This window comes from Micrococcus sp. KRD077 (assembly GCF_017168505.1).
Lineage (GTDB): Bacteria > Actinomycetota > Actinomycetes > Actinomycetales > Micrococcaceae > Micrococcus > Micrococcus luteus.
The window spans coordinates 1-13,228 of record NZ_JABFAZ010000038.1 but is presented as its reverse complement, the minus strand read 5'-3'; the positions used below and the strand labels follow the sequence as shown (position 1 = coordinate 13,228).

The 13,228-nt window shown below is 70.1% G+C and carries 8 protein-coding genes and 1 rRNA gene; all 9 read right to left on the bottom strand.

Features of this window, described 5'->3' with window-relative positions; all coding sequences use genetic code 11:
• Positions 1-69 precede the first annotated feature (69 nt).
• Positions 70-1,592: ribosomal RNA gene (locus J1M39_RS09640) — 16S ribosomal RNA — on the bottom strand.
• An 870-nt stretch (positions 1,593-2,462) separates the two neighbouring features.
• Positions 2,463-4,793, bottom strand: coding sequence for a 1,4-alpha-glucan branching protein GlgB (gene glgB, locus J1M39_RS09635; protein ID WP_069941551.1), 2,331 nt, complete (start codon positions 4,791-4,793; stop codon positions 2,463-2,465).
• Positions 4,794-4,833: 40 nt separating this feature from the next.
• Entirely contained in the window at positions 4,834-6,933 is a 2,100-nt protein-coding gene (locus J1M39_RS09630; RefSeq protein ID WP_144860067.1) for a maltotransferase domain-containing protein, read from the bottom strand.
• 104 nt (positions 6,934-7,037) lie between these two features.
• Positions 7,038-7,829, bottom strand: a complete 792-nt coding sequence (locus J1M39_RS09625; RefSeq protein WP_002855120.1) for an ABC transporter ATP-binding protein — start codon at positions 7,827-7,829, stop codon at positions 7,038-7,040.
• Complete coding sequence (locus tag J1M39_RS09620; RefSeq protein ID WP_036341456.1) at positions 7,822-8,811, bottom strand: ABC transporter permease; 990 nt, start codon at positions 8,809-8,811, stop codon at positions 7,822-7,824. Before J1M39_RS09620 ends, J1M39_RS09625 begins: the two co-directional genes overlap by 8 nt.
• A 130-nt stretch (positions 8,812-8,941) precedes the next feature.
• On the bottom strand, positions 8,942-9,952 hold the full coding sequence (locus tag J1M39_RS09615; protein WP_135019831.1) for an ABC transporter substrate-binding protein: 1,011 nt from the start codon (positions 9,950-9,952) through the stop codon (positions 8,942-8,944).
• A gap of 233 nt (positions 9,953-10,185) precedes the next feature.
• A complete protein-coding gene (gene rlmB / locus J1M39_RS09610; protein WP_036382443.1) occupies positions 10,186-11,175 on the bottom strand; it encodes a 23S rRNA (guanosine(2251)-2'-O)-methyltransferase RlmB in 990 nt (329 codons plus the stop codon).
• A 74-nt stretch (positions 11,176-11,249) separates the two neighbouring features.
• Positions 11,250-12,707: a cysteine--tRNA ligase gene (gene cysS, locus J1M39_RS09605; RefSeq protein ID WP_135019832.1), complete on the bottom strand. Its 1,458-nt coding sequence runs from the start codon at positions 12,705-12,707 to the stop codon at positions 11,250-11,252.
• Positions 12,708-12,779: 72 nt separating this feature from the next.
• Positions 12,780-13,228 (bottom strand): 2-C-methyl-D-erythritol 2,4-cyclodiphosphate synthase (gene ispF / locus J1M39_RS09600; protein WP_206496726.1); only part of this gene is annotated, 449 nt, incomplete at its 5' end.

Genomic DNA, 13,228 nt, shown 5'->3' with positions numbered 1-13,228 from the left:
TTGATGTTCCACCCATGAGCAACCCGCCATCACACACGCGGTGATGCAACGGGCACTGATGCTCCTTAGAAAGGAGGTGATCCAGCCGCACCTTCCGGTACGGCTACCTTGTTACGACTTAGTCCCAATCGCTGGTCCCACCTTCGACGGCTCCCCCCACAAGGGTTAGGCCACCGGCTTCGGGTGTTACCAACTTTCGTGACTTGACGGGCGGTGTGTACAAGGCCCGGGAACGTATTCACCGCAGCGTTGCTGATCTGCGATTACTAGCGACTCCGACTTCATGGGGTCGAGTTGCAGACCCCAATCCGAACTGAGACCGGCTTTTTGGGATTAGCTCCACCTCACAGTATCGCAACCCATTGTACCGGCCATTGTAGCATGCGTGAAGCCCAAGACATAAGGGGCATGATGATTTGACGTCGTCCTCACCTTCCTCCGAGTTGACCCCGGCAGTCTCCCATGAGTCCCCACCATTACGTGCTGGCAACATGGAACGAGGGTTGCGCTCGTTGCGGGACTTAACCCAACATCTCACGACACGAGCTGACGACAACCATGCACCACCTGTGAACCCGCCCCAAAGGGGAAACCGTATCTCTACGGCGATCGAGAACATGTCAAGCCTTGGTAAGGTTCTTCGCGTTGCATCGAATTAATCCGCATGCTCCGCCGCTTGTGCGGGCCCCCGTCAATTCCTTTGAGTTTTAGCCTTGCGGCCGTACTCCCCAGGCGGGGCACTTAATGCGTTAGCTGCGGCGCGGAAACCGTGGAATGGTCCCCACACCTAGTGCCCAACGTTTACGGCATGGACTACCAGGGTATCTAATCCTGTTCGCTCCCCATGCTTTCGCTCCTCAGCGTCAGTTACAGCCCAGAGACCTGCCTTCGCCATCGGTGTTCCTCCTGATATCTGCGCATTCCACCGCTACACCAGGAATTCCAGTCTCCCCTACTGCACTCTAGTCTGCCCGTACCCACCGCAGATCCGGGGTTAAGCCCCGGACTTTCACGACAGACGCGACAAACCGCCTACGAGCTCTTTACGCCCAATAATTCCGGATAACGCTCGCACCCTACGTATTACCGCGGCTGCTGGCACGTAGTTAGCCGGTGCTTCTTCTGCAGGTACCGTCACTTTCGCTTCTTCCCTACTGAAAGAGGTTTACAACCCGAAGGCCGTCATCCCTCACGCGGCGTCGCTGCATCAGGCTTGCGCCCATTGTGCAATATTCCCCACTGCTGCCTCCCGTAGGAGTCTGGGCCGTGTCTCAGTCCCAGTGTGGCCGGTCACCCTCTCAGGCCGGCTACCCGTCGTCGCCTTGGTGAGCCATTACCTCACCAACAAGCTGATAGGCCGCGAGTCCATCCAAAACCGATAAATCTTTCCAACACCCACCATGCGGTGGACGCTCCTATCCGGTATTAGACCCAGTTTCCCAGGCTTATCCCAGAGTTAAGGGCAGGTTACTCACGTGTTACTCACCCGTTCGCCACTAATCCACCCAGCAAGCTGGGCTTCATCGTTCGACTTGCATGTGTTAAGCACGCCGCCAGCGTTCATCCTGAGCCAGGATCAAACTCTCCGTAAAAAAATTACAGAACAACACCGTGGCAGCCGGAAATAACCACCACGACATCCATTCAATACCTAGCAAACCATCACCACACCACGGGGGTGGCAGGCGATGATCAACCAATATGTGTTAAAACAATTGGCATCAACAAACTTGGCACACTATTGAGTTCTCAAACAACAGGCGCTTCCAGCTTCAGCGACCCGCTCCGCGGGCCGTTTCGCTCTGGAGCAACTTCTCCATCCTAGACCATCCGTTTCGACCGTGTCAACTCCGTGTCCGAAGCATTCACCGTCCGTTCACATGGCCGGGCTAGAAAACCTTACCACGTGATCCGACCATGTCAACTCCGCTCAACGCGGTGTCAGACACTCACCGGACCATCCACGTGGAAGGCCTTGAAAAGCTTACCACATGATTCCCGGCTGTCAAACCAGATCATCTTCTTCAGGAATCCCGACCCGCATCACTGCCGGCCGCGCACCCGGTGAGCACCACCCGCCCTGGACCTGCCATTCTCGGCATGAATCCGCGGATTCTGTGTTCTTCACCCCGCCTCCCGGTCACCCGGTCGGCGTCTTGAGCACGAGATGGAACTCTACACACGAATCCCACCGAACACAAAATCAGGGGGACCTGCCATTCTCGGCATGAATCCGCGGATTCTGTGTTCTTCACCCCGCCTCCCGGTCACCCGGTCGGCGTCTTGAGCACGAGATGGAACTCTACACACGAATCCCACCGAACACAAAATCAGGGGCGGCACCCGGCGTGCGGTCAAGGGTGGGCGGCCGGTTTCCGCCTGTTCTCGCGGATTCCTTCGGCCTGGCCCGCCCCGTTCGACGCTCCAGCGCCGTCACCCCCGGCCGTGACGTGCACCACTCCTCAGGGCGTGGCCGTCGTGTCCAGGGTCGGCTGGAGCCACAGGGTGGTCAGCGCCGGCACGTTCACCGTGACGTGGGCCGGCTGGCCCTGCCACTGGCCCTCGTGTGCCGCGATCACCTCGGACTGGCCGGTCTGCTCCCGCCAGCCGTCACCGTGGAAGTCGGTCGCATCGGTGTCCAGCACCACCGTCCACTCCCCCGCGGACGGCACCCCCACGCGCAGCCCCTGACGCGGCGACCCCGAGAGGTTGGTGATGCACAGCAGCGGGGCGCCGCCCGGTTCAGCGGCCGGGACCGCGGCGCCGTCGTCGTCGATCCGTGTCTCCGGCACCACCTGCGCCGCGGGCATGCGGAGGAACACGAGCGTGTTGCCGTCGGCGTCGCCGCCGTCCACCCACGAGAATCCCTCCGGGCTGTGGTCCAGCGACCACAGCGCCGGCTTGCTGCGGTAGAGCGCGTTGAGCTCCCGGATCGTCAGCTGGACCCCGCGGTGCGCCTCATCCCACGAGACGGGCCAGTCCAGGCCCTCGCCCTCGGACCACTCGCTCGGCTGCGCGTACTCCCCGCCCATGAACAGCAGCTGCTTGCCGGGGTGCGCCCACATGTACCCGTAGTAGGCGCGCAGGGTCGCCAGCTGCTGCCGTCGGTCGCCCGGGATGCGGCCCAGCAGGGAGCCCTTGCCGTGGACGACCTCATCGTGGGACAGCGGCAGCACGTAGTTCTCCGAGTAGGCGTACACCATGGAGAACGTCCACTGCTCGTGGTGCCACCGGCGGTTGACCGGGTCCTGGGACAGGTAGGCCAGGGTGTCGTGCATCCAGCCCATGTTCCACTTCTTGCCGAAGCCGAGACCGCCCGCGTCCACGGGAGCGCTCACCCCGGAGAAGGCCGTGGACTCCTCCGCGATCATGTGGACGCCGGGGTGCAGGCGGTACACGGTCGCGTTGACCTCGCGCAGGAAGTCGATGGCCTCGAGGTTGTGGTTGCCGCCGTGCACGTTGGGCTCCCACTGCCCGTCCTCGCGCGAGTAGTCCAGGTAGAGCATCGAGGCGACGGCGTCCACGCGCAGCCCGTCGATGTGGAACTCGCCGAGCCAGTAGAGCGCGTTGGCCACGAGGAAGTTGCGGACCTCGGTGCGGCCGAAGTCGAACACGAGGGTGCCCCAGTCGGGATGTTCGCCCCGCCGCGGGTCCGGGTGCTCGTACAGGGCGGTCCCGTCGAAGCGCGCGAGCGCCCACTCGTCCTTCGGGAAGTGCGCCGGCACCCAGTCCACGATGACGCCGATCCCCGCCCGGTGGAGCGCGTCTACCAGGTGCTTGAACTCGTCCGGGGAGCCGAACCGGGAGGTGGGGGCGTAGTAGCCGGTCACCTGGTAGCCCCAGGACCCGCCGAACGGATGCTCCGCGACCGGCAGGAACTCCACGTGCGTGAACCCGAGCCACTGCACGTACTCCACGAGCTGCTCGGCCAGCTCGCGGTAGTCCAGCCCGGGCCGCCACGAGCCCAGGTGCACCTCGTAGATGCTCAGCGGGCGCTCGTGCGGGTCCGTGAGACGGCGGCGCTCCATCCAGGTGCGGTCCCCGAAGGCGTAGTCGGACTCGAGCACACGCGAGGCCGTGGCCGGCGGGACCTCCGTCCAACGGGCCATCGGGTCCGCCTTCTGCCGCCAGAGCCCGTCCCGGCCGAGGATCTCGAACTTGTAGCGGTCGCCGTGACCGACGCCAGGCACCAGCAGCTCCCACACGCCGGAGGAGCCGAGGGACCGCATGGCATGGGTCCGGCCGTCCCAGCCGTTGTGGTCGCCCACCACGCGCACGGCCCGCGCGTTCGGCGCCCAGACCGCGAAGGCCGTGCCGACGGCCTCGCCCGCGGAGGTGCGGACCACGCGGGCGCCCAGCACCTCCCACAGCCGTTCGTGCCGGCCCTCCCCGATCAGGTGCAGGTCCAGCTCGCCGAGCGTGGGCAGGTGCCGGTACGCGTCGTCCTGCTCCTGGACGGGGCCGGTCGTGCCGTCCTCGGTCTCGTATGCCACCTCGACGCGGTAGTCGCCCGCGGCGGCCCCGGCCACACGGGGCGTCGGGGCCACGCCCGCGAACACGCCGTCGTGCTCGTGCGTCAGCTCCACGCGTTGCCCGTCGCCGGCGCGGACCACCGTGACCGTGCGCGCCAGCGGGCGCAGCACGCGGTAGGTGACCGCGGCGCCGTCGGGATGCGGGTGGGCGCCCAGCACGGTGTGCGGATCGTGGTGCCGGCCCTGCGCGACGGCGGCCAGCACCTCCGGGTCCACGGCGAGCGGGGCGACGGCGGGACGGGGGGCGGCGGACGGGGTCATGGCGATTCCTGTTCTGGGGACGGCGGGCGTCGGGAGCGGCTCAGCCGTTCCGGACGACCCGCAGGACATGGGCGGGCTCGACGTTCGGGTCCAGGCGGACGTACGGGGTGCGGCCCCACCGCCAGCGCTGGCCGGTGAGCAGGTCCTCCACCTCGACGGCCCCGGACGCGTCGCGGTCCTCGGGGCGCAGACGCAGCGCCTCGAGGTCCAGGTCCAGGGTCGCCTCGACGACGTCGTGCGGGTTCGTGGTGACGACGACGATCAGGGTGTCCTCCGCGGGACCGGCGTCGGTGACCGCCTCGGCGTCCCGGTGCGCACCCTCGGGCCGGGCCGAGCGCGTCTTCGAGAACACGAGCAGGTCCGGGTGCGTCGAGGCGTGCAGGGTCAGGTTCTGCAGGTCGCCCAGCGCCGGGTGTGCCGCGCGGATCTCATTGAGCCGGGTGAGGTACGGGGCGAGCGAGGCACCCGCGGCCTCCGCGCCCTCCCAGTCCCGGGGGCGGTACTCGTACTTCTCGTTGTCGATGTACTCCTCCGCGCCCGGCCGGGCCACGTGCTCGAACAGCTCGAACCCGGCGTAGACGCCCCACAGCGGGCTGGCCGTGGCGGCGACGACGGCGCGGATCCGGAACGCGCCCGGGCCGCCGTGCTGCAGGTACTCCGTGAGGATGTCCGGCGTGTTGACGAAGAGGTTGGGGCGATAGAACGCCGGCGTCTCGTGCGAGATCTCCTGGAGGTACTCCGCAAGCTCCTCGGCCGTGTTCCGCCAGGTGAAGTACCCGTAGGACTGCTGGAACCCGACCTTGCCCAGGGCGTGCATCATCGCGGGACGGGTGAAGGCCTCGGCGAGGAACACGACGCGCGGCTCCTCGGCGCGGACCTTCGCGATCAGCCACTCCCAGAACCACAGGGGCTTGGTGTGCGGGTTGTCCACGCGGAAGATGTGCACGCCGCGGGCCACCCAGCCCCGCACCACGTCCAGCACCGCCTGGGCGAGGCCGTCCGGGTCGTTGTCGAAGTTCAGCGGGTAGATGTCCTGGTACTTCTTCGGCGGGTTCTCCGCGTACGCGATGGTGCCGTCCACGCGGGTGGTGAACCACTCCGGGTGTGCGGTGACCCACGGGTGGTCCGGGGAGCACTGCAGGGCCAGGTCCAGGGCCACTTCGAGGCCCTCGTCCGCGGCCGCGGCCACGAACGCCTCGAAGTCCTCGACGGTGCCCAGGTCCGGGTGCACGGCGTCGTGTCCGCCCTCGGGCCCGCCGATCGCCCACGGCGAGCCCGGGTCCTGCGGCCCGGCCGTCAGCGTGTTGTTCGGACCCTTGCGGTGCGTGGTGCCGATCGGGTGGATCGGCGGCAGGTAGGCCACCTGGAAGCCCATCCGGGCGACCGCCGGGAGCCGGTCGGCCGCCGTCGCGAAGGTGCCGGAGGACCACGTGCCGGAGGCCTCGTCGAAGCGGGCGCCCTCGGAGCGGGGGAAGAACTCGTACCAGGCACCGCGGCCGGCGAGCTCGCGCTGCACGTCCAGCGGGTAGAGCTCGGAGCTCGTGAGGTGCTCCCGCACGGGGCGGGCGTGGAGGACGGCGGACACCTCCGCCGACTCGGCGGAGGCCAGGCGCTGGGCCGGGATGAGGGACTCGTCCTCGAGGCCGCGAACGACCTCCTCGAACACGGCGCGGTCCTCGGCCGAGCGCTCCGCGTCCTCGGCGGCCCGGCGGAACAGGGCGGCGCCCTCGGCGAGCATCAGCTCCACGTCGACGCCGGCGGCGATCTTGACGGTGGCCGCGTGCTTCCACGTGCCCACCGGGTCGTCCCAGCCCTCGACCACGAACTGGTGCAGGCCCGGCTCGGCGGGCCGCAGCGTGGCCACGACCTCGTCCAGCCCGGGCCGGCCCGGACGCATCTGCACGCGCTGCACCTCGGCGCCGGCCGGGTCGAGCAGACGGACGGTGGCGCGCACGGAGTCGTGGCCCTCGCGGAACACGGTGGCGCGGACGGGGATGTCCTCACCGACCACGGCCTTCGCCGGGAACCGGCCGTCCAGCACGACGGGCTGCACGTCCGTCACCGGGATGCGCCCCGTGACGGTCTGGAGGCGGACATCGGCTGCGGTGGCGCTCTGGGTGTCGGGCTTCACGGTGCTCACGCCACGACGCTACCCCGCGGCCGCGCCGGTGAGAACGGCCGGCCCGCCCGCCCGCCGTGGGGCGGAGGGGCGGGCCGGGGACACGGGGGCGCCGGACGGAGCGCTCAGGACAGCATGGTCTTGTCGTCCACGACGGCACCCTTGATCTTGGCGAACTCGGCCAACAGGTCCGCCGGGGTGCGCCCGGCCTTCTCCTGCTCGTCCAGCTCGAGGATGATCCGGCCGTCGTGCATCATGATCAGCCGGTTGCCGACCTCGAGGGCCTGGGACATGTTGTGCGTGACCATCAGCGTGGTGAGCCGGTGCTCGGCCACCACCTGCCGGGTCAGACGGGTCACCAGCTCCGCCCGGGACGGGTCCAGGGCGGCGGTGTGCTCGTCCAGCAGCAGGATCTTCGGGCCCGAGAACGTGGCCATGAGCAGGCTCAGCGCCTGACGCTGGCCGCCGGAGAGCAGCCCCACCTTGGCGGTGAGGCGGTTCTCCAGGCCGAGCTCGAGCTTCGTGAGCTCGTCGCGGAACGTGGCGCGCCGGGCGCGGGAGACGCCCCGCGAGAGCCCGCGGGCGTGCCCGCGTCGCCAGGCCAGGGCCATGTTCTCCTCGATCGTGAGGTTCGGTGCCGTGCCCGCCGTCGGGTCCTGGAACACCCGGCCGATCGAGGCCGCGCGGCGGTGGTCCGGCATGCGGGTGACGTCCTTGCCGCTTACGGCCACGGTGCCGGTGTCCGGGAGCAGCTTGCCGGCGATCGTGTTCAGGATCGTGGACTTGCCGGCGCCGTTGGAGCCGATCACGGTGACGAAGTCGCCCTCGGCCAGGTGCAGGTCGATGCCCTGCAGGGCGCGCCGCTCGTTGACGGTGTTCGGGAAGAAGGTCTTGGAGACCTGCGAGATCTCAAGCACGGGGGGCCTCCTCGGGGACGGATGCGGCGGGGGCGGCGCCGCCCGGCTCGCCGGTCAGGGGCATGCCGGCGGTGGCCGGTGCGGCGGCGGCCGGCCCCGGGGTCGCGGCCGTGCCCCGAGTGCGCAGGCTCAGGCGCTTGGCGAAGCCGAAGCGCGGCAGCAGCAGGGCCACGACGACGAGAGCCGCGGAGATCAGCTTCATGTCGTTCGGGCTCAGGCCCGCGTTGAGGGCGAACTGGATGATCAGGCGGTAGAGCACGGCGCCGACGATCACGGCGAGCGTCGCCCAGAAGACCGTGCGCTGGCCGAACACGGCCTGGCCCACGATCACGGACGCCAGGCCCACGAGGATGAGGCCGATGCCCATGGAGATGTCCGCGAAGCCCTGGTACATGGCCAGCAGGGAGCCGCCGAGGGCCACGAGGCCGTTGGAGATCATGAGGCCGAGGATCTTCATCCGGTCCGTGGAGACGCCGTACGAGCGGATCATCTCCTCGTTGTCACCGGTCGCCTGCAGGGCGAGGCCCAGGTCCGTGTGCAGGAACCAGTCGAGGATCAGCTTCACCACGAACACGCCGAGGAAGAGCACGAGGATCGAGCCCCAGTTCCGGGCCAGGCCCAGGTCGTCGAGCCACGTGAACAGGGTGTCCTGGCCGAGCAGGGGGATGTTGGCCTTGCCCATGATCCGCAGGTTGATCGAGTAGAGCGCGATCATCGTGAGGATGCCGGCGAGCAGGCCGTCGATCCGGCCCTTGGTGTGCAGCAGGCCGGTGACGAGGCCCGCGAGCGCGCCCGCCACGAAGGCGGCGAGCATGGCCAGGGGCACCGGCGTGCCGCCCGTGATGAGCACGGCGGCCGTGGCGGCGCCGGTGGTGAACGAGCCGTCCACCGTGAGGTCGGGGAAGTCGAGGATGCGGAAGGTCAGGTACACGCCGAGCGCGACGACGGCGTAGATCAGACCCAGTTCCACTGCGGTCAGCATGGGGTGGGTGCCTTTCGGGCGGGGCGAGGGGGACGGACGACGGCGGGACGGGGTGGGCCGGCCGCCGACGTGCTCCGCGGCGGCTCGGACCCCGTGGTCCGGGCCGCCGCGGAGGCGGGCAGGCGCGGGATCAGCCCTCGACGAGCTGGTCGGCCCTGTCCTTGAGCTCGGCGGGGATCTCGACGCCGTAGGCCTCGGCGGCCTGCGGGTTCAGCACGAGCTGCAGGTTGGCCGGGTCGGCGTAGCCCACGGGCAGCTCGGCCGGCTTCGCGCCGTCCTTGAGGATCTTCACAGCCATCTCGCCGGCCTGCTTGCCGTGCGCCGTGTAGTCGATGCCGTACGTGCCCAGGGCGCCGCGCTCGACGGAGTCGATGTCCGCCGAGATGACGGGGATGCGCTGCTCCTTGCCGTAGCCGACCACGGTCTCCAACGCCGAGACGACGGCGTTGTCCGTGGGCACGTAGATGCCGTCCACGCCGGACAGGGACTGCACGCCCTGCTGGACCTCGGACGAGTTGGTGATGGTGGCCTCCTTGACCTCGAGGCCCAGCTCCTTGCCGGCCTCCTTGGCCTGGTCCACCTGGACCTTGGAGTTGGCCTCGCCGGAGTTGTAGACGATGCCGACGGTCGTGGCGTCCGGCTTCACGTCCTTGAGCAGCTGCAGCTGCTCCTTGACCGGGTTGCGGTCCGAGACGCCGGTGACGTTGCCGCCCGGGGCCTCGTCCGAGGCCACGAGCTCAGCGCCCTTCGGGTCGGTGACCGCCATGAACACGACCGGCTTGTCCTTCACGGCCGAGACGGTGCCCTGTGCGGCGGGGGTCGCGATCGCGGCCACGAGGTCCACGTCCCCGTCGTTGGCGAAGGTGGAGGCGATCGAGGTGACGGTGGCCTGCTCGCCCTGGGCGTTCTGCTCCTCGAACGTCACGTCCAGGCCGGCGTCCTTGAACGCCTCCTTGAAGCCCTCGGCCGCGCCGTCGAGCGCCGGGTGGGAGACGAGCTGGTTGATGCCCACGGTGTAGGAGCCGTCGCCGCCGGCGGCGGAGGACGAGCCGGAGCCGCCGGAGCCGGAGTCACCGCACGCCGTGAGCCCGAGGGCGGCGACGGCGAGGGCGGCGGTGAGGGAGAGGGAGCGGTGCTTCATGAGACGGACCTCGTTCTGATGGTGCGGTGCGGGATGCGCTCGCCGACGGGGGCCCGTCGGACACAGTGCAGACACTGTGCGCGGTGACACGCATCACAGGCAAGACGTGCGCGTATCCACGCGACATCCTGCCATGTGATCGACGTCACTGTAGACACTCTGCCCGCGTCGGCGCCGTGTGCGACACCCGCGTCCCCGCCTGGCCGTCATCCCGGGCGGGGGCGCCGTGGAGGTCAGCGCCCGCCGGCGCGCTGCACCGAGATCTCGTACAGGGAGATGCCCACCGCCATCGAGGCGTTGAGGGACTCCATCGTCGAGTCGATCGGGATGGACACGATCTGCTGGCAGTGCTCCCGCACCATGCGGGACAGACCCTTGCCCTCGGCCCCCACCACGAGCACGAGCGGCTCCGTGGCCAGGGCGAGCCCGGGCAGCGAGACGTCCCCGCCGCCGTCGAGGCCCAGCACGAAGTAGCCGGCCTTGTGCAGGTCGACGAGGGTGGTGTTCAGGTTGCCGGCCTGGGCCACGGGCACCCGCGCGGCCGCGCCGGCCGAGGTGCGCCAGGCGGTGGCGGTCACGCCGACGGAGCGGCGCTCGGGCACGATCACGCCGTCCGCGTCGAACGCGGAGCCGGCCCGGATGATGGCGCCGAGGTTGCGGGGGTCGGTGATGCCGTCGAGCGCGATCAGCAGCGGCGGGGTCCGCAGGTGCCCCTTCTCGTGCTTCGCGAGCGCGTCGAGGGCCAGGGCCGTGGCGTCCGCGTACTCATAGGGCGGGATCTGCAGCACGATGCCCTGGTGCACGGCCTCGCCGGAGAGGCGGTCCAGCTCCGGCTTGGTGTTCTCCAGGACCGGCACGCCCTGCTCGAGGCAGAGGCGCAGGGCCTCCTTGACGCGGTCGTCCATCTCGATGCGCACGGCCACGTGCAGCGCCTTGGCCGGGATGCCCGCGCGCAGCGCCTCGAGCACGGGATTGCGACCGGAGACCGTCTCATCCGTGAGCTTCACGCGGCCGCGGACCTGGTCCTTCACGGGACCGCGCTTGGCGGCCGAGCGCTCGGCCAGCTGCTTGGCGCGGTGCGCCTTGTGGTAGACCCGGTCCTCGGCCTTGGGGGTGGGTCCGCGGCCCTCGAGCGCCTTGCGACCGTGGCCGCCGGTGCCCTTCATGGGGCCCTTCTTGCCCTTGGGCTTGCGGGATCCGCCGGAGCGGGGTGCGGTGGACATGGCGGGACTCCTGCGTGCCGGGGACGGGGGCGGCGGCACGCGGGGCGCCGCCGGATCGCCCTCCAGTCTAGGTGTCAGTCCGCCAGGCGCCATGTGGCGCCGTCGGCGCCGTCCTCCACCACGACGCCGGCCGCGGCCAACGCGTCGCGGATGCGGTCCGCGGTGGCCCAGTCCTTGTCCGCGCGGGCCTGCGCCCGCGCCTCGATCTGCGACCGGACGAGCGAGTCGAGGGCGTCCGACACCGGGCCGGCCGCGGCGTCGTCGCCCTCGGGCACGTCGTCCAGGCCCAGCACCGCGGTCATGGCCTCCACCTCGGCCAGGCGGGCGGCCGCGGCGTCGAGGTCCTGCCCGGCCAGCGCCGAGTTGCCGGCGCGCACGGCCTCGTGCAGGGCCGCGAGCGCCTGGGGCACGTTGAGGTCGTCCTCCATGGCGGCGCGGAAGGCGGCGGGCACGCGGTCCGCGAGCGCCCCGTCGGGGGCGGGCGGGACGGCACCCGCGGCCCGGGCGCGGGCCGTGAAGCCCTCGATGCGCTCGACGGCGGCCTCGGCCTCGTCGAGGGCGCCGGGCCGGTAGTCGAGCTGGGAGCGGTAGTGGGCCTGCCCCAGGAAGTAGCGCACCGCCGTCGGGCGGGCCATGCCGAGCATCTCCTCGGGGGAGATCGTGTTGCCCACGGACTTGGACATCTTCTCCCCGCCGTAGGTGACGAGCCCGTTGTGCAGCCAGAAGCGGGCGAAGCCGTCACCGGCGGCCGCAGACTGGGCCAGCTCGTTCTCGTGGTGCGGGAACCGCAGATCCAGGCCGCCGCCGTGGATGTCGAACTCGGTGCCGAGGTACTTCGTGGACATGGCCGAGCACTCCAGATGCCATCCGGGGCGGCCGGCCCCCCAGGGCGACTCCCACACGGCGGTGGCGGGTTCGCCGGGCTTGGCGCCCTTCCACAGGGCGAAGTCGCGGGGGTCGCGCTTGCCGCGCGGGTCGGCGTCGGGCGCGTCCTGCATGTCCTCCACGCGCTGGCGGGTGAGCTCGCCGTAGCGCTCCCACGACCGGACGTCGAAGTAGACGTCGCCCGAGCCGTCCTGCGCGGGGTAGGCGTGGCCGCGCTCCATCAGGCGCTCGATGAGCGCGAACATCTCGGGCACGTGGCCGGTGGCGCGCGGCTCGTAGGTGGGACGGCGGACGCCGAGGGCGAGGTAGGCGGCGTCGAACGCCTTCTCGAACCGATAGGCCAGGGCCCACCACGGCTCGCGGGCCGGGTAGAGGTCCGAGGCCTCGAAGCCGGCCTCGTGGGAGGCGGCCGAGCGCTCGAGGATCTTGTCGTCGATGTCCGTCACGTTCCGCACCGAGGTGACGCGCAGCCCGGTGGCCTCGAGCCAGCGGATGAGGATGTCGAACACGATCGCGCTGCGCACGTGGCCCACGTGCGGCATGCCCTGCACCGTGGCCCCGCAGTAGTACACCGACGCCTCGCCGGGCACGAGGGGCTCGAAGTCCCGGACCTGCGCGGTGCGGGTGTCGTAGAAGCGCTGGGCCATGGGGCGCGGTCCTTCCGGAGGGGCGGGGTCCTGACGGGGCTCTGCCAGCCTAGTCGGTGCGCCGGCGCGGACTCAGGCCGCAGGGATGACGAGCGCGGTCGCGATCCCGACCAGCCCCTCCTTGCGCCCGATGAACCCCAGCCGGTCCGTGGTGGCGGCGGAGACGGACACGGGGGCCCCGCCGAGGGCGGCGGACAGGGCGGCCTCCATCTCCGCGCGGCGCGCGCCCACCTTGGGCCGGGGGGCGACCACCTGGACCGCCACGTTCCCGACGGCGAGGCCCGCCTCCGTCAGCAGGCGCAGCACCTCGCGGAGCATGTCCGCGCCGGACGCGTCCGCCATCTCGGGCCGGTCGACGCCGAACACGGCCCCGAGATCGCCGAGGCCGGCGGCGGAGAGCAGGGCGTTGCACGCCGCGTGGGCGGCCACGTCCCCGTCCGAGGTCGCGGCCACCCCCCGCTCGCCGGGCCAGTGGATGCCGCCGAGCCACAGGGGCCGGGGGGCATCCTCGGGTGCCCACG